The organism is Planctomycetota bacterium, assembly GCA_016872555.1.
In the GTDB taxonomy this organism is placed as follows: Bacteria; Planctomycetota; Planctomycetia; order Pirellulales; family UBA1268; genus F1-20-MAGs016.
The window spans coordinates 21,002-42,665 of sequence record VGZO01000012.1 but is presented as its reverse complement, the minus strand read 5'-3'; the positions used below and the strand labels follow the sequence as shown (position 1 = coordinate 42,665).

General features: G+C 71.7%; 18 protein-coding genes and 1 tRNA gene. 9 read left to right on the top strand and 10 right to left on the bottom strand.

Features of this window, described 5'->3' with window-relative positions; all coding sequences use genetic code 11:
• Window positions 1-26: 26 nt before the first annotated feature.
• A complete protein-coding gene (locus tag FJ309_06025; protein MBM3954158.1) occupies window positions 27-962 on the bottom strand; it encodes an HAD-IIB family hydrolase in 936 nt (311 codons plus the stop codon).
• Window positions 963-983: 21 nt separating this feature from the next.
• On the opposite strand from FJ309_06025, the gene FJ309_06020 reads away from it, so the two are divergent.
• Complete coding sequence (locus FJ309_06020) at window positions 984-1,331, top strand: Rieske (2Fe-2S) protein (GenBank protein ID MBM3954157.1); 348 nt, start codon at window positions 984-986, stop codon at window positions 1,329-1,331.
• A 29-nt stretch (window positions 1,332-1,360) separates the two neighbouring features.
• Here FJ309_06020 and FJ309_06015 read toward each other — a convergent pair whose 3' ends face one another.
• On the bottom strand, window positions 1,361-2,068 hold the full coding sequence (locus FJ309_06015) for a metal-dependent hydrolase (GenBank protein MBM3954156.1): 708 nt from the start codon (window positions 2,066-2,068) through the stop codon (window positions 1,361-1,363).
• Here FJ309_06015 and FJ309_06010 point away from each other — a divergent pair.
• The 4 genes from FJ309_06010 to tatC all read left to right on the top strand — a co-directional run bounded on the left by FJ309_06010 (window position 2,039) and on the right by tatC (window position 5,801).
• Window positions 2,039-2,392 (top strand): hypothetical protein, encoded by a 354-nt coding sequence (locus FJ309_06010; protein MBM3954155.1) that lies wholly within the window; start codon window positions 2,039-2,041, stop codon window positions 2,390-2,392. The two genes, FJ309_06015 and FJ309_06010, sit on opposite strands and share 30 nt — an antisense overlap.
• A gap of 83 nt (window positions 2,393-2,475) precedes the next feature.
• Window positions 2,476-3,102, top strand: a complete 627-nt coding sequence (locus FJ309_06005; GenBank protein ID MBM3954154.1) for a hypothetical protein — start codon at window positions 2,476-2,478, stop codon at window positions 3,100-3,102.
• Between the two features lie 382 nt (window positions 3,103-3,484).
• Window positions 3,485-4,690: a 2,3-bisphosphoglycerate-independent phosphoglycerate mutase gene (locus FJ309_06000; GenBank protein MBM3954153.1), complete on the top strand. Its 1,206-nt coding sequence runs from the start codon at window positions 3,485-3,487 to the stop codon at window positions 4,688-4,690.
• A gap of 70 nt (window positions 4,691-4,760) precedes the next feature.
• The gene (gene tatC, locus FJ309_05995; protein MBM3954152.1) at window positions 4,761-5,801 is read left to right on the top strand and encodes a twin-arginine translocase subunit TatC; all 1,041 of its coding nucleotides are present in this window, start codon (window positions 4,761-4,763) and stop codon (window positions 5,799-5,801) included.
• On the opposite strand, the gene FJ309_05990 is transcribed toward tatC, so the two are convergent.
• Window positions 5,791-6,297 (bottom strand): DUF420 domain-containing protein, encoded by a 507-nt coding sequence (locus FJ309_05990; GenBank protein MBM3954151.1) that lies wholly within the window; start codon window positions 6,295-6,297, stop codon window positions 5,791-5,793. The genes tatC and FJ309_05990 overlap by 11 nt on opposite strands.
• Window positions 6,298-6,395: 98 nt before the next feature.
• Between FJ309_05990 and FJ309_05985 the strand changes: the two genes are divergently transcribed.
• From FJ309_05985 to FJ309_05975, 3 genes are all read left to right on the top strand, one after another.
• A tRNA-Leu gene (locus FJ309_05985) sits at window positions 6,396-6,481 on the top strand.
• Window positions 6,482-6,649: 168 nt separating this feature from the next.
• A complete protein-coding gene (locus tag FJ309_05980) occupies window positions 6,650-6,889 on the top strand; it encodes a hypothetical protein (GenBank protein MBM3954150.1) in 240 nt (79 codons plus the stop codon).
• 99 nt (window positions 6,890-6,988) lie between these two features.
• Window positions 6,989-9,025: a methyl-accepting chemotaxis protein gene (locus tag FJ309_05975; protein MBM3954149.1), complete on the top strand. Its 2,037-nt coding sequence runs from the start codon at window positions 6,989-6,991 to the stop codon at window positions 9,023-9,025.
• Between the two features lie 27 nt (window positions 9,026-9,052).
• Here the strand turns inward: FJ309_05975 and FJ309_05970 are convergent, their stop codons facing one another.
• Window positions 9,053-9,931 (bottom strand): thioredoxin family protein, encoded by an 879-nt coding sequence (locus FJ309_05970; GenBank protein MBM3954148.1) that lies wholly within the window; start codon window positions 9,929-9,931, stop codon window positions 9,053-9,055.
• Between the two features lie 357 nt (window positions 9,932-10,288).
• On the opposite strand from FJ309_05970, the gene FJ309_05965 reads away from it, so the two are divergent.
• Window positions 10,289-13,837 carry a c-type cytochrome gene (locus FJ309_05965; GenBank protein MBM3954147.1) on the top strand — a complete coding sequence of 1,183 codons (3,549 nt, stop codon included), beginning with the start codon at window positions 10,289-10,291 and terminating at the stop codon, window positions 13,835-13,837.
• A gap of 21 nt (window positions 13,838-13,858) precedes the next feature.
• Here the strand turns inward: FJ309_05965 and FJ309_05960 are convergent, their stop codons facing one another.
• The 6 genes from FJ309_05960 to rho form a co-directional block, all read right to left on the bottom strand.
• Window positions 13,859-16,246, bottom strand: a complete 2,388-nt coding sequence (locus FJ309_05960) for a hypothetical protein (protein MBM3954146.1) — start codon at window positions 16,244-16,246, stop codon at window positions 13,859-13,861.
• 202 nt (window positions 16,247-16,448) lie between these two features.
• Window positions 16,449-17,864, bottom strand: a complete 1,416-nt coding sequence (locus tag FJ309_05955; protein MBM3954145.1) for a porin — start codon at window positions 17,862-17,864, stop codon at window positions 16,449-16,451.
• Between the two features lie 257 nt (window positions 17,865-18,121).
• Complete coding sequence (ftsY, locus tag FJ309_05950; GenBank protein ID MBM3954144.1) at window positions 18,122-19,114, bottom strand: signal recognition particle-docking protein FtsY; 993 nt, start codon at window positions 19,112-19,114, stop codon at window positions 18,122-18,124.
• Between the two features lie 64 nt (window positions 19,115-19,178).
• A complete protein-coding gene (nusB, locus tag FJ309_05945; GenBank protein MBM3954143.1) occupies window positions 19,179-19,604 on the bottom strand; it encodes a transcription antitermination factor NusB in 426 nt (141 codons plus the stop codon).
• A gap of 1 nt (window position 19,605) precedes the next feature.
• Window positions 19,606-20,148 (bottom strand): 6,7-dimethyl-8-ribityllumazine synthase, encoded by a 543-nt coding sequence (locus tag FJ309_05940; protein ID MBM3954142.1) that lies wholly within the window; start codon window positions 20,146-20,148, stop codon window positions 19,606-19,608.
• A gap of 31 nt (window positions 20,149-20,179) precedes the next feature.
• Window positions 20,180-21,538, bottom strand: coding sequence for a transcription termination factor Rho (gene rho, locus FJ309_05935; GenBank protein MBM3954141.1), 1,359 nt, complete (start codon window positions 21,536-21,538; stop codon window positions 20,180-20,182).
• Between the last annotated feature and the right edge of the window lie 126 nt (window positions 21,539-21,664).

Below are 21,664 nucleotides of genomic sequence, written 5' to 3'. Positions count from 1 at the left end.
AAGTCACGTCGACCGGCTCGCACCGGTCAATCCGGGCAGCCTGGGCAGGATCGGTCAGTGGCCCGGTCGGCGAGGAGGATGTCGGCCACCTCGGCGAGGCCGCCGTCGTCGCTCGAGGCGACGACACGGTCCGCCACCGCGCGGACCGCCTCGGGGGCGGTGCCCATCGCGATCCCGAGGCCGGCACTGCGGATCATCGGCAGGTCGTTGACGTCGTCGCCGACGGCGCAGACCGCCGCCGGTTCGATCCCGAGGTCGGAGGCGATCCGCAGCGTCCCACTCCACTTCGTCACCGCTGCCGGCGCGAACTCGCACATCCAGTCGCGGTACCGTGGGCTGCGGATCACGTGCAGGGAAAGCTGGCCGGGGCAGGCGGCGGAAAGATCGGCCTCGAGCGCGAGCATGGCGTCGTGGGCGCCCATCGCGAAGCCGGCGAAGGCATCGGCCGGTGGCGTGGCGACCAGGTCGCCCTGTTCGCGCCCCAGGTGGCGATTGCGCACGAGATAGGAGTCGATCCCGGTGGGATCGCGGGCATCGGCGGGGGGCAGACGCCGGCAGAGGAAGTCGTGGCCGGCGGCGTAGCTGTCGGTGTAGACGACCGGTTCGAGCCCACGGCCGGCGACCCGCGCGAGCACCCGCTCGAGGACGCCGCGGCCGAACCGGGCGGCGAACAGCGTGGCATGGTCGGCCGGTCGCTTGACGAGCCCCCCGGACGCCGTCACCAGCGGCAGGTCGATCCCCAGTCCGGTCGCCACCGGGAGGACGTCGCGGTACCGGCGCCCCGTGGCGATCGCGACGGCGATCCCGGCGGCCCGGATCCGGCCGACCGCGTCCCGGGCAGCGGCGGGCACCTCGTGGTTGCTGTCGGTGAGCGTGCCGTCGACGTCAAGGACGAGGAGGCGGATCGGGCGCGGCGGGACCGGAGCTTTGGACACGGGCGACGAGGGTCCGGCGGGGATCATGATCGGGTATCGTACTGGACGATGGCTCCGCCCCCCTCCTTCACCGCCGTCGCCCGCGAAGGCGACATTCCCGTCGGCGAGGGCCGCTGCTACGAGGTCGCGGGCCGCCTCGTGGCGGTGTTCTTCGACGGCGCCGCCTACTCGGCGATCGACGACCTGTGCCCCCACATGGGTGCGTCGCTGTCGTCGGGGCCATGCCGCGACGGCGTTGTCACCTGCCCGTGGCATGCCTGGCGGTTCCGCCTCGACGACGGCGCCTGGTGCGACGATCCGCGTCTCCGTGCCGACGTGTTCCCGGTGCGCGTGGTCGACGGCGCCATCGAGGTCGCTGTCGTGCCGCGCGACGGGCCGGCCGCCGACGCGACGTGAAGCGGTGCGTCTGGCGCCGCGGCCGCCGGTCAGTCGCGCACCACCTCCACGAGCACCCGTTCGCCGGGGACGAGGACTCGCGGCTCGGCTGACGTCTCGGCGGCGACGCGCCGTGCCCAGGCGGCGGTGTCCTGGGTGATCGGCGGCCAGGTGCCGTGGTGGCTGGGGAGGACGATCCGCGGCGCGAGCAGCCGCACCGCCTCGATCGAATCCGCCGGCCCCATCGTGAACACGTCGCCGATCGGGAGGATGGCGACGTCGAGCCCCCCTTTCACGGCCGCCCCGATCCGGGCCATGTCGGAAAACAGCGCCGTGTCGCCGGCGAGGTAGACGCTCACCCCCGCCACCTCGAGCACCCATCCGGAGGGACTGCCGCCGTAGCTGCCGTCGGGGAGGCTCGACGAGTGCCAGGCGAGCTCCATCTTCGCCGTGCCTCCCGGCACCGCCGCGCGGCCGCCGAGATTCATCGGCTGGACCGCCGTCACCCCCTGCTTGCCGAGCCACTGGGCGATCTCCCAGTTGCACACCACCGTGGCCCCGGTCCGCTTGGCGATCGGTACCAGGTCGGCGACGTGGTCGAAGTGGCCGTGGGTGACGAGGATCGCCTGGCAGTCGATTGCGGCCGCGGCGACGCTCGCCGTCGGGCACTCGTCGAGAAACGGATCGACGAGGATCACACCGGCCCCGGTGTCGATCAACCAGGTGGCGTGTCCCGTCCAGGTCAGCGTGATGGACATCCGGGCCTCCGGGGTTGGCAGTCCAGGACTCGAGCCGCCGGGACTATAGCCGCCTGGCCGCCCCTCCGCACCGCTCGCCGCGGGAGCCGTCCGCTCCCGTCAACCGGCGCTCGACGGCCGTGGTCAGGATCAGCAGCGCCACGAGCTGGCCGAGCGAGTGCTCGTCGACCCGCGGCAGGCGTACGACGACGCTTCGACCGGGCGCTGCCGGCGGCGGCACCGCCACGGCCGGGCGTGGGGGGGCGCCGGCCACCGGAGTACGGCGCGGCCTTCCCCCGCGCACGAGGATCCGGACGGCGGCGCCCGACGGATCGCCATGGGTGACCAGGGCCGCAGGCACGCCGGCGGTGTGCAGCAGGTGGCCGTACCACTCGGCGAGCGGCCCGAGGGCCGACGCGTCGACGCCGATGCTCCGGGGCGATGCCGGTCCAGCCAGCGCCCGCACGAGCATCGCCACCGGGCTCGTGGCCGTTTCGCCACGGCACAGGGCGACGAGCGCCACCGCCCCGACGAGGAGCCGGACGACGTCGATTCCCGCCAGCGCGCCGGCGAGCAGCCCGGCCGGCGCCAGCGGCGCCCCAGCGCCGGCCGCCGCTCCGCCATCGGCGCCGTCGGCGACCCAGGTCACCCGGTGCTCGACGGCCGGGCCGAGGACTGCGACCGCATCGCGCAGCGCCGCGTCCCCCCCCCGGCCGATCACCACCAGCGCCGCGCGGTCGAGGAGGTCGCGACCGCCACCCGCCGGCGTGGCGGGGCCGCCGAGGAGGTCGACGAGTCCCGCGAGCGCGTCGGGGTCGGGCGCCGGATCGGCCGGGAGGAACGCGAGGCGGGGCCGCCCGCCGCGCTCGCCGCGGCCGAGATGGTCGTGCCAGGGATGGGCGCAGGCCGCGAGCACCAGCCGCAGACCCGCCAGATCGACCGCCGGTCCGATGACGACGATCCGGTCGGCGGCGGCGGCGACCTCGCGCGCCGCGCCGAGCAGCGCGAACAGCCGGCTGTCGCGGCGCGTCGCCGTCGAGCGCGTGATCCCGTAGTCGGCCAGGAGCGTGTCGACCGCCAGCAGCGCCCGCGTCGCTGGGTCGTCGGGCGCATCCACGACCGCGGCGAGCGCGGCGGCGATCCGCTCGGCATGCCCGGCCTCCGCCGCCGCGGCGGGCGACACCCCCTCGATCTCGAGCGGCTCCTCGGGAGGTCGGGGACGGAGCACGCTCATGGAACTGAACCCGTGGACCGGTGGCGACGGCGCCACTATGCCACTGCCGCCCCGCGCCGGCGAGCCGGACGCGGCCCGGGTGCAGATCGGGAGGGCCGCGCCGCTGCTCCGCGCGCTGGGCTTGATCCGCCGCCGCCGATCTCCGGAAACTGCGGTGCCGTCCGCGATCGACCGTTTCCCCCTCCGCCCCCGGGAGTCGCCCCGTGATCGAGCAACAGCTGCTGCGCGAGTTGGCCGAGAAGAACACCACCAAGATCGTGCTGCTGGTCGCCGACGGTCTCGGTGGCCTGCCGCTCGAGCCGGGCGGCCGGACGGAGCTCGAGACCGCCGCCACGCCCAACCTCGATCGGCTCGCGGCGCGGGGCACGAGCGGTTCGAGCGTCCCGGTCCTGCCCGGCATCACCCCCGGCTCCGGGCCCGGCCACCTCGGCCTGTTCGGCTACGACCCGCTCGAGTACCGGATCGGGCGCGGCGCGCTCGAGGCGACGGGCATCGGCTTCGAACTCGGCCCCGCCGACGTCGCCGTCCGCGGCAACTTCTGCACGCTCGACGCGGCCGGGCGGATCACCGATCGCCGCGCCGGCCGGATCCCGTCGGCGGAGAGTTTCGCCGTCGTCGACAAGCTCCAGGCAGTGCGGATCGACGGTGTCGAGACGTTCGTCAAGCCGGTCAAGGAACACCGCTTCGTCGTCGTGTTCCGCGGTCCGGGGCTCGATGGCGGTGTCGCCGACACCGATCCGCAGGCCGTCGGCGTCGAGCCGCTGGCACCGGCGGCGGCCACCCCGGCGGCGGAGCGGACGGCGCGGGTGGCCGCGGAGTTCGTCCGCCAGGCGCGGGCCCTGCTGGCGGGCGAACCGAAGGCCAATGGACTGGTGCTCCGCGGGTTCGCCGGCCGGCCGGCACTGCCGTCGTTTCTCGAGCTGTACGGCCTCCGCGCCGCGGCGATTGCCGTCTACCCGATGTACAAGGGGCTGGCGCGGCTGGCGGGGATGACGCTCGTCGGCGAGGCGACGACGCTCGACGAGCAGCTCGACGCCCTGGCCGGCTGCTGGAACGACCACGACTTCTTCTTCCTCCATTACAAGTACACCGACTCGACCGGCGAGGATGGCGCGTTTGCCGAGAAGGTGCGGCGGATCGAGGATCTCGACGCCGCGATCCCGCGGATCGAATCGCTGCGTCCCGACGTCCTCGTCGTCACCGGCGATCATTCCACCCCGAGCCGGCTGCGGAGCCATTCCTGGCACCCGGTGCCGACGCTCCTGGCGGCCGACACCTGCCGTCCCGACGGGTTGACGAAGTTCGCCGAGCGGGAATGCCTCCGCGGCGGCCTCGGCCAGTTCCCCGCCAAGCATCTGATGCTGTTGGCGATGGCCCACGCCGGCCGTCTCGGCAAGTTCGGGGCATGAGGCGGCGCGGTCGGGTATAAGTCGGTGGGTGGCCGGCTCGGCCCTCCACCCAACGGCACGGCAGCTCCCCATGGCGCGACTCGACGACGAGGACCTGTTCCAGAGCTCGACGATGACCTTCGGCGAGCACCTGGAGGAGCTCCGGGGGTGCCTCGTCCGCGCCAGCCTCGGCCTCGCCGCGGCGGTGGCCCTCGGGTTTTTCGTCGCCCAACCGGTCGTCCATCTCGTCGAGCAACCGCTCAAGCGGGCCCTCGGCAAGTACTACACCACCCAGTCGCTGCGGACCTTCGATCGCTGGCAGCCGCGAGCGCCCGGCAACGCTCCCCTCCCCTACTCCCGCGAGGAGATCGTCGAGGCAGTCGAGCGGCTCGGCCTGTCGTTCGACCTCCGTGAGGTCCACCCCGACCGGCTCGCCGCGGCGCTCGGCACTCCCCCGCGGCCGCCGACCGGGGAGGAAGCCGCCGCGCCGGGGTTTCGTGCCGACGCGCTGGTGCCGATGCTCCTCTGGCAGCCGCTGGCCCGCGACCCGCGCGTGAGCATCACGACGCTCAGCGCCCAGGAGGCGTTCGGGATCTACATCAAGGCGGCGCTGCTGGTGGGCATCGTGTTGGCCAGCCCGTGGATCTTCTACCAGCTGTGGTCGTTCGTCGCCGCGGGCCTGTACCCGCACGAGAAGCGGCTCATCCATCTGTTCCTGCCTGTCAGCACGGGGTTGTTCCTCGCCGGGGTGTCGCTGGCGTTCTTCTTCGTGTTCGACTTCGTCCTCGACTACCTCCTGCAGTTCAACGCCTGGCTCGGGCTCGATCCGGATCCGCGGATCAGCGAGTGGATGAGCTTCGTGCTCATCCTTCCGATCGGCTTCGGGATCGGGTTCCAACTCCCGCTGGTGATGTTCTTCCTGGAACGGATCGGGATCGTCGACGTCGCCGCGTACGTCGCCCAGTGGCGACTGGCAGTGGTGGTGATCTTCGTCGTCTCGGCGATCCTCACCCCGGCCGACCCATACAGCCTGCTGTTCCTCGCCATCCCGCTGTGCCTGCTGTACTTCGGCGGCGTCCTCCTCTGCCGGGCGTTTCCCCGGGGAGACGGCGGCGAGCCGGTCAGCGACTGACGAACGCGAGCCAGTAGAACACGCTGCCGGTGACCGCCGTGAGCACCAGATCGACCGTCGCCAAGCGGGCGAACCGGCGGTGGCGCGGCCCGTGGGTCCCCGGAGATGGCGGCACGGGAAACCTGCGCAGCGCCTCGACGACCACCCACACGAGCAACCCGAGCGTCGAGACGGCGAACACGAGATGAACGGCCAGCGCCGCGAGCACCCCGCCCGGCCAGTGGGGGCTCGGCCGGGCGCGCGGCTTCCAGTCGCTCACCAGGCGAATGTCAATCTCGAACACGACGATCGCCGCGACCAGCACGCCGAAGATCGCCAACTGCATCCGCTTGTGGGCGGCATACCGTCCGCCCCGGACAAGCTGCACGCTCCAGGCCAGCAACGGCAGGATCGCCAGCAGGCCGACGAGGACGACATCCATCCCCAGCGAGGCCCGGGTGCCGAGGAACCCATCGATCCCGGGAAACGGCAGGGCAGCCGGCGGGGGAGGTGGCACGCGGGAGATTCCGGGAGGCGGTTCCGAGCGAGAGTGTAGCAGCCGCGGCAGACGGGCCCGGCGCCCGATTGGTTGGTACGATCCGCCGTCGACGAACGGGCCGAGTGGCGAAACTGGCAGACGCACGGGACTTAAAATCCCGTGGAGAGTGATCTCCGTGCGGGTTCGATCCCCGCCTCGGCCAATCCCCGGGTCGCCGTCGGCCGCATCCGGCTGCCGATCACTTTGTCCGCGGGCTGACGGGAACGCGGGTGGCCCCGGGGAACGCGGTTCGCCTTGATCCCCTGGCGCCGGACCGCTATTTCCCACCCCCCGCCTGGCGCGCTCGCGCGGGCGGATACCGGACGCTCCCATGCCACCCGACCCGCGCTCCCGCATCCTCCGTGCACGCCCCGCCGCCGCCCCGCCGGCAACCCGTTGGCACGAGGCCGCGGTCGTCTGGCTGCCATGGCTGGCAGCACCGCTGTTTTTCGCTCTCCCGATCGGCGGCTGTGGGGTCGGCGAGCGGCTGCGCCGCGCCGCGGCACGGCCGATGCCCACCGCTCCAGCGGCCGGCGCGGGCGTGACGCTCGTGACCTTCGATCGCCCGTGAGCCGACCGCGCCGTCGGCCCCGACGGCGCGGCAGTGGCATCACGGACCGGATGGGACTACCGTGGCGGAGCATCGTCCGTCCCTCCCGGAGCGCGCTTGATGTCACTCCGCTCACGGATCGCCCTGATCGCCGGCCTGCTCCTGTTGGCGTCGATCGTCGTCACCAGCCTGTTGCAGACCTGGGCCGCGCGCCGGGCCGTCCTCGACGAAGTCCGCAGCGGTGGCGACCGTCTCGCCGAGGTGCTCGCCCGGTCCGCGGCGCTCGCCGCCGACGTGCCGCGAGCCGTCGAAGCGGAGATCGGCGAACAGATGCTCACCGAGTCCCGGCTGCTGGCCGAAGTGGTGGCGCTGGGGGTCAAGGCCGGGCTCGCCCCCGGCGAGATCACCGCCCGGCTCCGCGGCATCGCCGCGCAGGGAAACGTCGAGTTTCTCGCCACCGACGAGCACGGCACCGTGATCATCGACACCGACGACAAGGGGGAAGGCTGGACCTTTTCCCCGGACCCGACGGTGCAACCTCAGGCCCACGTCTTCCACCGGCTGCTCGACGGGGGGATCCCGGGGCTGGTGCAGGAATCGCGGCAGCGCGAGATCGACGACAAGATCTTCAAATACGCCGGTGTCGGCGGCGTCGACGGCCCACGGATCATCCAGGTCGGTATCGAGGCGACGTTCTTCGACCGCATCGACCGCAACCTCGGCCTGCGGCGCTTGGTCCACGACCTCGTCGCCGGCGACGTCGTCGAGGTGCGGATCCTCGACGAGCGCCAGATGCCGCTCGTTTCCCGGCGCGTCGACACCGGGGGCATCGTCACCGACGCCGACCGCCCTGTCGACGCCGCCGACTCGGCGCTGATCGCCGCCGGCGCGGCGGCCGGTCGCCCGGAGGGGCGCTTCGACGACGACGGGTTTGTCGTGGCAGCACCCGTCCGCCGCAACGACGGTGCGACCGCGGGGGCGGTCCTGGTGCGGATCGCCACCCGTGCCAGCCGCGAATCGCTCGCCTGGCAGGCGGTCGCGGCGCTGGCCAGCGGCCTGCTCGTCGGGCTGCCGGGCGTGCTCGGCGGCCTGTGGCTGGCGCGGTCGATCGCCGAACCGGTGCGGCGCTCGATGATGGCCGCCGAATCGATCGCCGCCGGCGATCTCACGCTGCCGGTGCCGGAGGGGGGCGACGACGAGGTCGGGCGGTTGCTGGCGGCCTTCGGCGAGATGTCGGACTCGCTCCGCGGCCTCGTCGGCCGGATCCAGGACGCCGGACTGCGGCTGTCGTCGACCGAATCGGACGCCGCGATCGCCCTGGCGCGCCAGGAGCGCTCGATCCACGGCTTCCGTGGATCCGCGGCCGACATCTCGGCGGCGGTCACCGAAATCGCGACCACGGGGGAGCAGCTCCTCAGCACGACCAGCGCCGTCACCGACGTCGCCCGCGAAGCGGCGCGAGTGGCCGACCTGGGGCGCGACGGACTGCTCGGGATGTCGACCTCGATGCAGCACCTCGACGAGGCGATGAACGCCTTCACCCGGAAGCTGGCGACGATCAGCCAGCGGGCCGCGGGCATCACCACCGTCGTCACGACGATCGCCAAGGTCGCCGATCAGACCAATCTCCTCAGCGTCAACGCGACGATCGAAGCCGAGAAGGCCGGCGAAGCGGGGCGCGGGTTCCGGATCGTGGCCCAGGAGATCCGCCGGCTCGCCGACCAGACGGCGCTGGCCACGAAGGACATCGAGCGGATGGTCCGCGACATGCAGGCGGCCGTCGCCAGCGGCACGATGGAAATGGACCGCTTCCGCAACGAGGTCAGCGCCCGGATCACCGAGGTCTCGCAGGTCAGCGAGCAACTCGGGCAGATCATCGAGCCGGTGAAGTCGGTGACCCAGTCGCTCGACACCGTTCACGACGGCATGCGGACGCAGGCCCAGGGAGTTCGCCAGATCCGCGACGCGATGGAAAAACTGCGCGTCGGGGCGGAGGACTCGGCGGCGTCCACCGAGGTCTTCGCCCGATCGCTCGGCGAATTACGGCGGTCGATCGGGGAGATAAACGCCGAGGCATCGCGGTTCCTGATCCGCAAGGCCGACGTGGCCTCGGTTCCGGCGATCGCCGTCGGGAAACCGGGTGGCGTGGCCTCCTGACGAGGCTTCACGGGACCCCGCGCCGGCTCAGCGCCGGCTCGATTCATCCGACCGCGCCGCCTGACGGGCGGCGAGAAAGCGCCGCAATCCCATCACCACTCGCGAGGGGGACTGGGAACCCGACTGGCTGAACAGCGGGGTCTGGCCGTCATCCGTGACGATCACCTCGACCGCCTCGGGGGGGAGTTCGACGCCGCCGAGAAGGTTTTCCATCGACTGGGCCGCTTCCGTCGCCCCACCCGCTTCGGACGTGACGCTGGCGACGACGAAGTGGTTGCTCGCGAGGGCCTCGAACTCGGGGTCGTTGATCAGCGACGCGGTGCTCGTGCGGGCGGCCGAATCACCGGCCCGCGAGACGACCAGGAGAATCGGCCGTTTCGCCCCCCGCGCCCGGACGACCGCCTCGTCGAGCGACTTGCAGACGCCGCTGGAGTCGGTGTGGGCGGCGAAGTGAGCGACCCAATCGGTTGCCGGCTGGCTGGTGTAGCCCACCTGGGACGTGATCTTTTCGCCATCCGGGGCGAGCAGGACGACGCTCGGGAAGGTGTTGACGCCATAACGCTTGCAGAGGAGCGAGCGTTCCCGACGGACGGCCTGGGAAATGCCGGCTTGCGGCAGATCGATCGAGAGCAGGACCACCCGCCCCTCGGCCCAGGCCCGGAACGTCTCGCTGCGGAGGACTTTTTCCTCGAGCGTCGTGCAGTGGGGGCACCAGTCGCTGCCAGTGAACACCGTCAGGACGGGCTTGCCGGTCCGGTCGGCGACCGCCATGGCGTCTTCATACCGGGTGAACCAGCCTTCGGCAGCCTGGATGACCGCCAGGGGGGAGAGGGCGGCGAAGAGCGCCACCGGAAAAATCCGTCGGCGGCCGGCTGGCAAGACGTCGATCCGGGCAGACGCGTACATCGGGCGATCCTCCTTGACCCCGCTTCCCGTTTTTCATCGGGCGAACGCGGTACGATCCACGAGTTCCAACCGGCAAAACCGACAGGGCAGGCTAGACACTCGGCGCCGGCATGTAAATCTTCCCAAAACCCCCAGACATCCCATCCATCCAGGGCTCTCCATCCGGTTGGTTTTTTTTCGACTTACGACTGATCGAACCGTTGGATTCCAGCGGTTTTTCCTTGGCCGGTCTCGCCGTGGGGCGGTGGAAGACAACGCCGCGCCTTTCCGGCGACCACCCTTCCGCACTTCATTCTGCCCGCCGTTGAATGCAGACTCGCGCCCGGTCGATCGACGTCGACCGACACGGAGGACCCGATGACTTCGCGCCCCCCAAGCACGCCTGCACCGATGCGCTGTGGCCGGCATGCGTTCTCCGCCCGCTTGGCCGTCGCCTTGTGGCTCGGCGTGCTCGTCGTCGCTCCCACGGTCGCCATCGCGGCCCCCCCCTGGAAAACGATCGACGTTCCGGCCGCACTCAGGCAGCCCCCGGTGGGGTCCGACGGCTGGATGACACTCCGCTGCGTGGTCCACGTGCCGGAGCAGTGGCGGGGCCGGTCGGTTCGGCTGTTTTTCGAGCCGTTCGACGCGGCTCTCGAATACCGCATCAATGGCCGGTTCGCCGGCCGCAGCGGCAGTTTTCCCCCCGATTACCGCAGCGGCCTGGGCACTGCCGACGAAATCGACTTGACCGCCGACCTGCTCCGCCCGGGTGACAACAACCTGGTCGAGGTGGTCGTCTGCTCCAGGGGGGGCCGCACGGGGTTCAACGTCGCGATTCCCGCCCTGTTGGCCGGCGACGAGGGAATCGGGCTGGGGGGGCCCTGGCAGTACGCCGCCACCGCAGAACCCACCGGAACCATTCCCGACCCTGCAGAACTGTCCGCCTTTGCCACCGTCACCCCGGCCTCCGACCTCAGGGCCCGGCTCCGGCGGCTCGATGACGACGGCCCCCTCCCCAGCCGCGACCAGGCGGGACGGTTTCGCGTGGCGGATGGCCTGCGGGTCGACCCGATCCTCGCCGATCCGCTCATCAGCCAGCCGCTGTCGCTCAAGTGGGATTCCCGCGGCCGGCTCTGGGTCTGCCAGTACATCCAATATCCGGAGCCGGCCGGCCTGACGATGGTCAGCCGCGATGCCTTCCTCCGTTCGGTGTACGACCGGGTCCCGGCCCCCCCACCCCACCATCATCCCGGTCGCGACCGGATCACCGTTCACGAAGACACCGACGGTGACGGGATCCCCGACCACCATCGGGTGTTCGTCGACGGCCTCAGCCTGGCGACGAGCTGCGAGTTCGACCCCGCCGGGGTGTGGGTCCTCAACCCGCCGTACCTGCTCTTCTACCCCGATGCCGACCACGACGACCGCCCCGACGGCGCTCCGGTCGTCCATCTCGAGGGTTTCGGCATCGAGGACAGCCACTCGGTCACCAACAACCTCCGCCGCGGTCCCGACGGTTGGCTGTATGCCGCCCAGGGAAGCACGGTCACCGCCCGGGTTCGCCGTCCCGGCAGCGACGCCCCCCCGGTGGTCTCGACCGGACAGTGCATCTGGCGCTACCACCCCCCCACGGGGCACTACGAGATCTTCGCCGAGGGCGGGGGCAATGCGTTCGGCGTCGAGTTCGACGCCGACGGCCGGCTCCTCTCCGGCCACAATGGCGGCGACACCCGGGGGTTCCACTACATCCAGGGGGGCTACTCACGGAAGGGGTTCGAGAAACACGGCGAGCTCTCCAACCCCTTCGCCTTCGGATTCTTCGAGCCGATCGCCCACCACTCGGCCCCGCGCTTCACCCACGCGTTGGTCGTCGTCGACTCGCCCGCGCTCGGCCCCACCTACGCCGGCGGGCTGTTGGGCGTGGCCCCGCTCCAAGGGCAAGTCGTCCACGCCGCGATCCGCCCCGACCGCTCGTCGCTCGCCACGCAGGACATCGGCATCCCGCTGTCCTGCGGCGATCCTTGGTTCCGTCCGGTCGACATCCAGCTCGGCCCCGACGGCGCCGTCTACGTCGCCGACTTCTACGAGCAGCGGATCGACCACGCCAGCCACTACCAGGGGCGGATCGACCGCGAGCGCGGCCGCGTCTGGCGTGTGGCGGCCCGTGACGATGCCCCCCACGCCCTTCCCGACCTCGCGTCCCTCGCCGACGACGTCCTCGTCGAGCGGCTCGGCGACCCGGTCCGTTGGATCCGCCGCGCCGCGCTCGAGGAATTGGTGGCCCGCGGCGCCGCGGGGCAACGCCCCGAAATCGTCCGTCGGCTCGCGGCCGCTGTCCCTCCATCAACCGGACTCCTCGAACACCTCTGTGCAGCCTGGAGGCTCGCTCCCCCGACCGACGCCGAACGGGCTGCCTGGCTCGGCCACGCCGCCCCCGTGGTGCGCCAGTGGACGATCCGTCTCACCGGCGACGCCGGGAGAGTGTCGCCGGCGACACTCGCCGGGCTGTGCGATCTGGCGACGCGCGAGACCGACGCCGCCGTCCGCAGCCAATTGGCCGCCACCGCCCGCCGGTTGCCGGTGGGCGACTCGCTGCGCGTCGTGCTGGCGATTCTCGCCGCCGACAGTGCCGTCGATGCCGACGACATCCACGTGCCGCTGTCGGTCTGGTGGGCCGTCGAGCGCCTGATCTCCCTCGACCGCGACGCGACGCTCGCCGCACTCGACCACGGCCCCGCGGCGCGGCCACTGTGGGAAACCAGGCTCGGCCGCGGAGTGCTCCAGCAGCGCGTCGCGCGCCGGCTCGCCGCCGGCGCGCGAGGCGACCGGGTGGCGCTGGCCCCGCTGCTCGACGCCGCCTCCGACGGAGACGCCAGGACCCGGCTGCTGGCGGGGATCGACGAGGCCTTCGCGGGGCGCCCCCCCGCCGCCCTCCCCGACGAATTGCTGGCCGCGATCCGCCGCGCCGGTGGCGGCTCTCGCGCCCTGCGGCTGCGCCTCGGCGACGCCGCGACGGTCGCCGAGGCCGTGGCGCGGATCGGCGACGACACCGCACCCGCCACCGAGCGCGCGGCCGACGTCGCGATGCTCGCCGAGACCCGCCCGGCGGCGGCCCGCGCGGCCCTGCTCGATCTGGCCACCGGCAGCGCCGAGCCCGCGCTGCGGGCGACGGCGATCGCGGCCCTCGAGGGATGGGACGATCCCGGGATCGCCGGGCAGCTGCTCGACATCCTGCCCGCGGCGCCGCCGGAGGTGGCGGCAGCCGTGCTCGCGACGCTGGCGTCACGCGCCGGCTGGGCGAACCGGCTCCTCGACACGGTCGAATCGGGGGCGATCGACCGCGCTGCCTTCCCCAAGGCAGCGCTCGACCGCCTCAGGCTCCACCGCGGCGGCGTCGACGCGCGCGCCGCCCGCCTGTTCGGTGCGCCGGGCGACACCGCGCGGATCACCGCGGCGACCACTACCGAGGTCGACCGGCTCGGCGCGATCCTCGCCGCCGGCTCGGGAAGCCCCGTGGAGGGGCGCGACCTGTTCGCCAAGAGCTGCGGCACGTGCCACCGGCTGTTCGGCACGGGGGGCCAGATCGGCCCCGATCTCACCTCCCACGACCGCGGCGATCCACGGGCCTTGCTCGTGCACGTCGTCCAGCCGAGCGCGACGATCCGCGAGGGCTACGAGACGACCGTGATCGTCACCGGCGACGGCCGTGTGCTGTCGGGGTTCGTCGTCGAGGAGGATCCGGGGATCGTCGTCCTCCGCCTCGCCGACGGCCGCACCGAGAGCCTGCCGCGTGAGGTAATCGAGGACCTGCAACGCAGCCCCGAGTCGATCATGCCGACGGGGTTGCTCGCCGACTATTCCCCGCAGCAGGTTCGCGACCTGTTCGCCTACCTCCGCGCCACCCAGCCGGTGCCCGGGCGCTGAGCGCTTCCCGACCGGGCGACCTCACTTCCCGCGCGGCAGCCTGCCACCGGGATCGAGGTGGCGGTCGAGGAATTCGTAGGTCCCCGCACCGTTGATCGCGTGCGGGCCGTCGAACCACTCGATCGCGCAGTCGTCGGCATTCCCGAGCTTCACCCAGAGGCGCCGCGTCTTCGCGTATTCCCACGCCACCCATTCGTCGGGCGCCACACCGTCGTCGTGGCCGCGCTCGACCATGAACGGCCGCGGCCAGATCAGCCACGACAGCTCCGCGTAGTTGGCCAGATGCCCCATGTTCCACTCGAAGATCTCGTACTCGCCGGTGAACACGTAGCTGTAGGGCGCGTGGTCGACCGCGATCTTCCGCACCCATTCGTCGTAGTCGGCCGAGCAGATCGAGAGCCGGTAGCGGGGCTCGAACGGAGGCACGCGCATCGCCGTCTTGCCGCCGTAGGAGAGCCCGTAGAAACCGATCCGCGCCGGATCGACCTCGGGAAGCGTTCCGAGGAAGTCGAGGATCCTCCCGTGCTGCGGAATGATGAACGAGAACAGCGTCAGGCCGAGCGGATTGGACTTGCGCTGCAGCGTGCGGAACCGGTCGCCGCCGCGGTACGGGTTCTGCGGGGCGAACGTCACGTAGCCGCGCCGGGCGAGCTCGGCGGCAAACCCCTTGTAGACCGCATGGGCGTTGCCCGCGCCGGTGATCGTGTCCATCGGTACCCCCTCGAGGCCGTGCTGGCAGACCACCGCCGGCCGGCGCTCGCCCGCCGGGATGCCCTTGGGCACGAGGAGGATCCCCCCGGCGATCACGTCGGGAAAAACGTCGACCGTCACCTCCCAGCCGGTGAACGCCGGGTCGTCGAGCACCTGTCGCGAGCGCACACCGAGCGGCATCGAGGGATCGGCGAGCCGCCCGATCAGCTCGGCACGGATCCGCTCGCGCTGCGGCCCGAGTGCCGCCTCGGCCGCGGCACGGTCCTTCCGCTGCGCCGCGGCGATCACCTCCTGCCAGTCGCGGGCCCGGGCCGCGGCTGACCATTCGAGGAGCCGCTGGGTGTGGCGCGAGATCTCGTCGAGCTGGCGGCGTTGGCGCTGCCGGGCGGCAGCCGCCACCGCGCCGGCGTCGAGCAACGCCGCGGGAGTTGCCAGCGCCGATCCCCCGGCGTCGATCCCCACGCCGGCGAGAAACGCCCGCAGCCCGGCGGGATCACCGGCCGGTCCCGGAGCCACCGGATCACCGACGACGGTGAGGCGACGCTCCGCACCTTGGCGCGCGGCGTAAGCACGCGCCTGGCCGGCCTCGTCGGCGAAATCGCCTGACGGGACCGGCGCGATCGTTCCCGGTGCCGCGCCGCCGCCGCGGCCCGGCGTGGGGGGCACCGGGCCGGCGAACGCGTCGGCGACGGCAGCCTCGATGACCAGCGCCCGCGGCAGCACGAGCGCCGCGGCCTCGGCGTCGGAAGCGGTGGTGAGCAGGCGCCACACGTTGCGATCGATCGGCTCCCGCCAGGTCGTCTCGCGCGGGCCGAACGCCCCGCAGACGAGCGCCGCGTCGATCCGCTCGTCGCACGCCGCCGCCAGCAGCGCGAGCCGTCCCCCCTCCCCCACGCCGCAGACACCGACCGGCGCCGGCTTCCCCGGCGCTGCGGCCGCCTCGATCCGGTCGACGGCGGCGAGGATCTTTTGGATCTCGTAGCCGAGCGGGTGGCGGCCGAGCTCGAACGCGGGGCGATAAGCGTATTCACGATGCGGTTGGTTCGTGAAACGCACGCGCTGGTTCCCGGAGAACTCCGCCGTGCGGTCGAGGATCGCCGGAATGAACACACCGCACCCGGCGGCGACGAGGGCCCTCGGCAACCGGCTCGCCGCACCGGCGGACCCGTCGTCGGCGACGAGCCCGGCGAACGCCTCGGGGGTCCAATCGCAGTCAGGCACCGCGACGACCCAGGCCCGTGGCGGCGCGCCTCCGGGCACGAGGGCGATCCCTTCGGCCTGCACCCCCTCGAGCGCCGGGAACGACACGGCGAGCGCCGTCCACTCGCCGGTCGCGGCGAGTTCGACCCGCGGGCCCGGGGCGTCGTGGAGGAACACCCCCGTGTCGTGCACGCGCTGGTCGACGACGCCGAGGATCGCCCGCAGCCGGGCGCGGGCATCGGCGCGGAAGGCGTCGCGCCCTGCGGCATCGGCGAGCGCCCGCTCCCATGCGGCCCGTCTGGCCCCCTTCTCTGCCACGGTGCGATCGAGGAGAAACCGGTCGATCCCGGCGACCATCACCTCGTCGAGCGGTCCGGGGAGATCGAGCGGCGTGGTGCCGGGCAATGGCGCGCCACGGGCGACACCTGATCCACCACCCACGATCCCCACCAGCAGCGCCAACCACGCCACCGGACGAAACCGCCTCCGACCGATCATGGCATGGCCTCCGGCACCGTGTGGGTCAACCGCGGGCAGCATCGTACTGCCGCGGCTGACCACGCGCTGTCCGTCGCGCCGTGGCCGCCGCCACTGGCGGCGGCCACGGTCGCCCGGAGGTGCGACCGCCGCAGGCCAGGGACACTTCCCGTGTCCCTGGCCTGCGTAAGCCCGCGGGGGCCATGGATGGCGGGCGCGAAAGTCAAAACTGCCAGATCGCGTCACAGCCGCCGTAGAGCTGGCCGTACTCGTTGAAGTTGCGTCCGAAGGGAAGCGGGCCCTTGCCGTGGTCAGGCGAGTACCAGTCGTAGCGCAGCTCCGGCCGCATGATGAAGTTGCGGTTCGGCTTCCAGTTGAGCCCGAAGGTGGCCTGCCAGAAGTTGCCCTGGAATCCGCCGTTCCAGTTGCCCGGACCCTGCGGCACCCCGAACAGGGCGTTGCGGAGCCCCGACACGACACGGTAGCCGTTGTTGTCGCGGAACCACTCGAGCCTGGTGCCGGCCACGAGGGTGTCGCTGATGTTGTAGAACAGGTACTGGTTGATGCCGTACCACTGCGCCAGATTGGCCTGCTGCCCGAGCACCGACGGCACGCCGACGGCGCTGAACTGCCAGCCGTTGTCGTTCTGGAACACGTACGTCACCTTGTCCGACAATTCGTTGACGTAGACCGTGCTGAGGATCGAGCGATTGCCGATCGGCGCGGGTGAGAGCAGCGATGCGGGCTCGTTGCCGCTCGATGTGGTAATCGTCAGCGTCTGGGTCTCGTCGGGATCCTTGAACGACACGCCGCCGAGGAACGCCGCGTTGCTGTTGGCGCCCGGATAGCCCGGGTTGGCGATCCCGACGATGTTGATCGGGTCGCTGTAATTGTCCCAGCCGTTGGTGATACCGGCATAGACCGTCGTCTGGTCGTTGGGCGTCCAGGTGTCGAGGATGCCGGTGTGGGTGAACGGCTCGCCGTACTGCATCGTGTAGGCGTGCGTGTAGAAGAAGTTGCCGATCGCCGGGACGACCTCGTACCCGATGATCGTGTAGAAGTGCCCGAACTTGACGGCGTTGTTGCCGTAGCCGAGCTCACCGTACATCTGCGGCAGGGCGAGGCCGTAATAGCGGTTGCCCCACGACGGCGAGGCCGCGATCGGCTGGTTGAGCAGGTTGGCGTCGAGGCCACGGGCGGTGGTGTAGATGTAGTCGGTGCCGTACAGCAGATCGACGCGCCCACCCCAGTCGAAGCCGCCGTCTTCGAGATCGAGGAGCTTCTCGTTGACGAGGTACAGCTGGTTGACCTGGCCCTGCCAATTGCGGTCGTTGAACGTGATCGGCCCGTTCCAGGGGGCGCCCCAGTTGTTGGCGCCGATCCCGGCGTCGATCCAGCCGTATGTCTTCAGGCCACGGCTCGCGAGCGGCTCGAACTCGAGGTACCGGTTGGGCCCCTCCTCGCCCGCTTCCTGGGCGGCCTCCTGCGGCGGCAGGCCGCGGAGCTCGTAGGCCTCCTCCTGGGGCACGTTGGGGACGACCGGCACGACCCCCTGGCCGGGTGCCACGCCGGCGGCCAGGCCGGCCGAGAGGATGCCCGCCGCGACCAGACGCGGCAGACGGAACACTTGGCATCGCATGGGTAGACAGGCTCCATCCCTGAAGAAGTGAATCCAGGCTCCGCGTCCACTGCGGAACCACGGCAGGACGGCCGTCGGGCCGACCTGCTCGGGCCGTCGCCGAGAACCGGGCCGCCTGGCCCCGGTCCGCCGCCTGTGGCGACTCCCCACTGCAATCGATCGGACGATCACCGGAGGAAAGACCGGCAATCACGGATGCCACGGCAGGGTTTCCCTGACCGGAAGGCGGCGCGCGAACCTGTGCCGGTCACGCCGAGTCAGGCGCGATCAGCGAGCGTCCCTTCGAGCAGCGCCGTCACGAACCGCTCCGGGTCGAACGGTTCGAGGTCGTCGGCCCCCTCCCCCAAACCCACCAGTTTCACAGGGAGCCCGAACTGCTCCGTGACCGGCACGATCACTCCGCCGCGGGCCGACCCGTCGAGCTTGGAGAGGACGATCCCGGTGCAGCCCGCCGCCTCCCGGAACCCCTTGGCCTGCGAGAGTGCGTTCTGCCCGGCGGTGGCGTCGATCACCAGGAGCACCTCGTGCGGCGCGTCAGGGACGAGCTTGGTGACGACGCGGCGGATCTTGGTCAGCTCCTGCATCAGGTGCGACTGCGTCTGGAGCCGGCCGGCAGTGTCGATGATGCAGACATCCGCCGCGCTCTCCAGGGTGCGCGCCACCGCCCGGTGGGCAACGCTCGCCGGATCGCTGCCCGCCGGGCCGCGGACGATTTCGGCGCCGAGCCGCCCGGCCCAGGTCGCGAGCTGCTCGACGGCAGCCGCCCGGAACGTGTCCCCCGCACCGAGCACGACCTTCCGGCCGTCGCGCGTGAAGAGCCGCGTGAGCTTGGCGATCGACGTCGTCTTGCCCGAGCCGTTGACGCCGGTGACGAGGATCACCGTCGGGCCGGTGGCCGCCGTGGCCAGCGGCGCCGCGGTGGCGTGGAGGCGCCCGAGGAGCTGGCGACGGATCGAGTCGACGACCGCGTCGGGATCGACGACCCGCGCCTTCTGCCGCTCACGGACGTCGGCGACGATCGCCGCCGCGGCCGCCGGCCCCATGTCGGTCTTGACCAGCGCCCCGCGCAGCTCCTCGAGAAACTCGTCGTCGACGAGCCGCCCCTCGCGCTTGAAGAGGTCGCGGACGTCGGTGGCGAGGATCTGTTTCGTCTTCGCCAACCCGGCCCGGAGCCGGTCGAGGATCCCTCCCCGCGGCGCGGGCTCTCCCTCCGGCTGCTCCTTGCCACGACCGAACCCGAATATCGCCATCGACGGACTCCGACGGAAGGACCCGGATCACGCCACGGGCAAGGCGGCCGGCGGCGTGCACGGCTCAGGCGGGTGCCGGCGCGCCACTGCGGTCGGCGAGCACGCGCCCCAGGACCCCGGCCACGAACCGGGGCGAATCGACCGACCCGTAACGCCGGGCCAGTTCGATCGCCTCGTCGACCGCCACCGGCCCGGGGATGTCGCTGTGGAGCATTTCATGGACGGCGATGCGGAGGATCGCGCGATCGGTGGCCGCCATCCGCGCCACGCGCCAGCGCTCGGCAGCGGCCTCGAGCGTTCGGTCGATCTCGTCGCGCCGCGCGGTGACGCCGTCGACGAGCCGCTGCGCGAAATCCACCAGCCCGGGGGCGCGGAGCCTGCCACGGAGGAAGCCGGCCACCAGCTCCGGCTCCTGCTCGGGATTGAGGTCGCGCAGGTACAGCGCCTGGAGGGCGACTTCGCGGGCCCGGCGGCGGTTCGGCGACGCCATCTCAGCCCTCCCGGGAATCGAACCGGGCCAGGAGCGCGACCATCTCCACCGCCGCGACGGCCGCCTCGGTGCCCTTGTTGCCCCCGCCATTCCCCGCGCCGGCGCGGGCGAACGCCTGATCGAGGTCGTTGCAGGTCAGGACGCCGAACACGATCGGCACCCCCCGCGCCCGTGCCGCCTCTTCGATGCCACGGGCCACGGCGGATGCGATGTGCTGGTCGTGAGAGGTCTCGCCACGGATGATCGCACCCAGGCAGATGACCGCGGCGAAGCGGCCGGTGGCGGCGAGCCGATCGGCGGCCAGCGGCAGCTCGAACGCCCCCGGCACCCAGGCGACGGTGAGGCGGTCGGGGGCGAGCCCCGCCTTCCCCAACGTGGAGACGGCGCCAGCGAGGAGCCCGTGGGTGACGGCGTCGTTGTAACGCGACACGACGACGGCGATCCGCGCGCCGGCAGGGAGCCGATCGCCTCCCTCGAGGCACGCCGCGCCGGCCGGCAGCACGGGCCGTTCCACCGCCGTCGCCGGCTCCCGACGGGTGGTCATGGGGTCACCTCCGTCGTCGATGCGCGATACGTCACGACTTCAGCCCCTGGAGAAACTCGGCGTTGGACTTCGTCTTCGCCAGCCGGTTGACGAGCAGCTCCATCGCGTCGGTCGGGTTCATCTCGCCGAGAACGCGGCGGAGCACACAGATCCGCCGGTATTCGTCCGGGGCCAGCAACATCTCCTCGCGCCGCGTGCCCGAGCGGGCAATGTCGATCGCCGGCCAGATCCGTTTGTCGACCAGACGACGGTCGAGGACGATCTCCTGGTTGCCAGTGCCCTTGAACTCCTCGAAGATCACCTCGTCCATTCGGCTGCCGGTGTCGACCAGCGCCGTGGCGATGATCGTCAGCGAGCCCCCCTCCTCGACCTTGCGGGCGCTGCCGAAAAACCGCTTCGGCCGCTGGAGGGCGTTGGCGTCGACGCCGCCGGAGAGGATCTTTCCGGAGTTGGGGACCTCCGAGTTCCACGCCCGCGCGAGGCGCGTGATCGAGTCGAGGAAGATCACCACATCGCGACCGTACTCCACGAGGCGTTTGGCCTTCTCGATCACCATCTCCGCGACCTGGATATGGCGGGCGGCGTTCTCGTCGAACGTCGAACTGATCACCTCGCAGGACGGCCCCTCCACCTGCCGCTCCATGTCGGTGACCTCCTCGGGGCGTTCGTCGATGAGGAGCATGAACACGGACGCGTCGGGATAGTTGGCGAGGACCGCCTTGGCCATCTTCTGGAGGAGGATCGTCTTCCCCGCGCGCGGCGGGCTGACGATCAGGCCGCGCTGCCCGAATCCGATCGGCACGATCAGATCGACGACTCGGGTCGCCACCTCGTCGGTGGTCGTCTCCATCACGATCCGACGGTCGGGATGGAGGGGGGTGAGGTCGTCGAAAAACACGCGGGTCGCGAGCTTCGCCGGGTCCTCGCCGTTGATCGCCTCGACCCGGAGGAGGGCGAAGTAGCGCTCGCTCTCCTTCGGCGGCCGGATCTGGCCGGCGACGCTGAGCCCGTTGCGGAGGCCGAACCGGCGGATCTGGCTCGGCGACACGTAAATATCGTCGGGGCAGGAGAGGTAGTGGTAGTCGGGGCTGCGGAGGAAGCCGAAGCCGTCGGGCAGGATCTCGAGCGTCCCCTCTCCGAACATCAGCCCGTTGAGCTTGACGCGCTCCTTCAGGATCCGGAACACGAGCTCGTGCTTGGGGACCCCGGCGACGTCGCCGACCTGCTCGCGCCGGGCCAGGTCGACGAGCTCGGCCATGCTCATCCGCTGCAGCGCGCCGATGTGCGTATCGCCCTTCTTCAGCGCCTCGTAATGCGCCGTGACCGACACCTCGCCGTCGGCGGCCTCCGCCGCACGGACCTCGGCGGCGATCTCCTCGGCCAACGACATCGGCTCGTCGTCGTGCCCGGCGGGCACGTGGTCGGGGTCGGTGGTGGCCACGGGGCACCTCGGAACGGGGCGGCGGGACCCTGATCCCGGAGCGGACGGCGTCCGCAGCCGAAAGGGGAGAGAGGG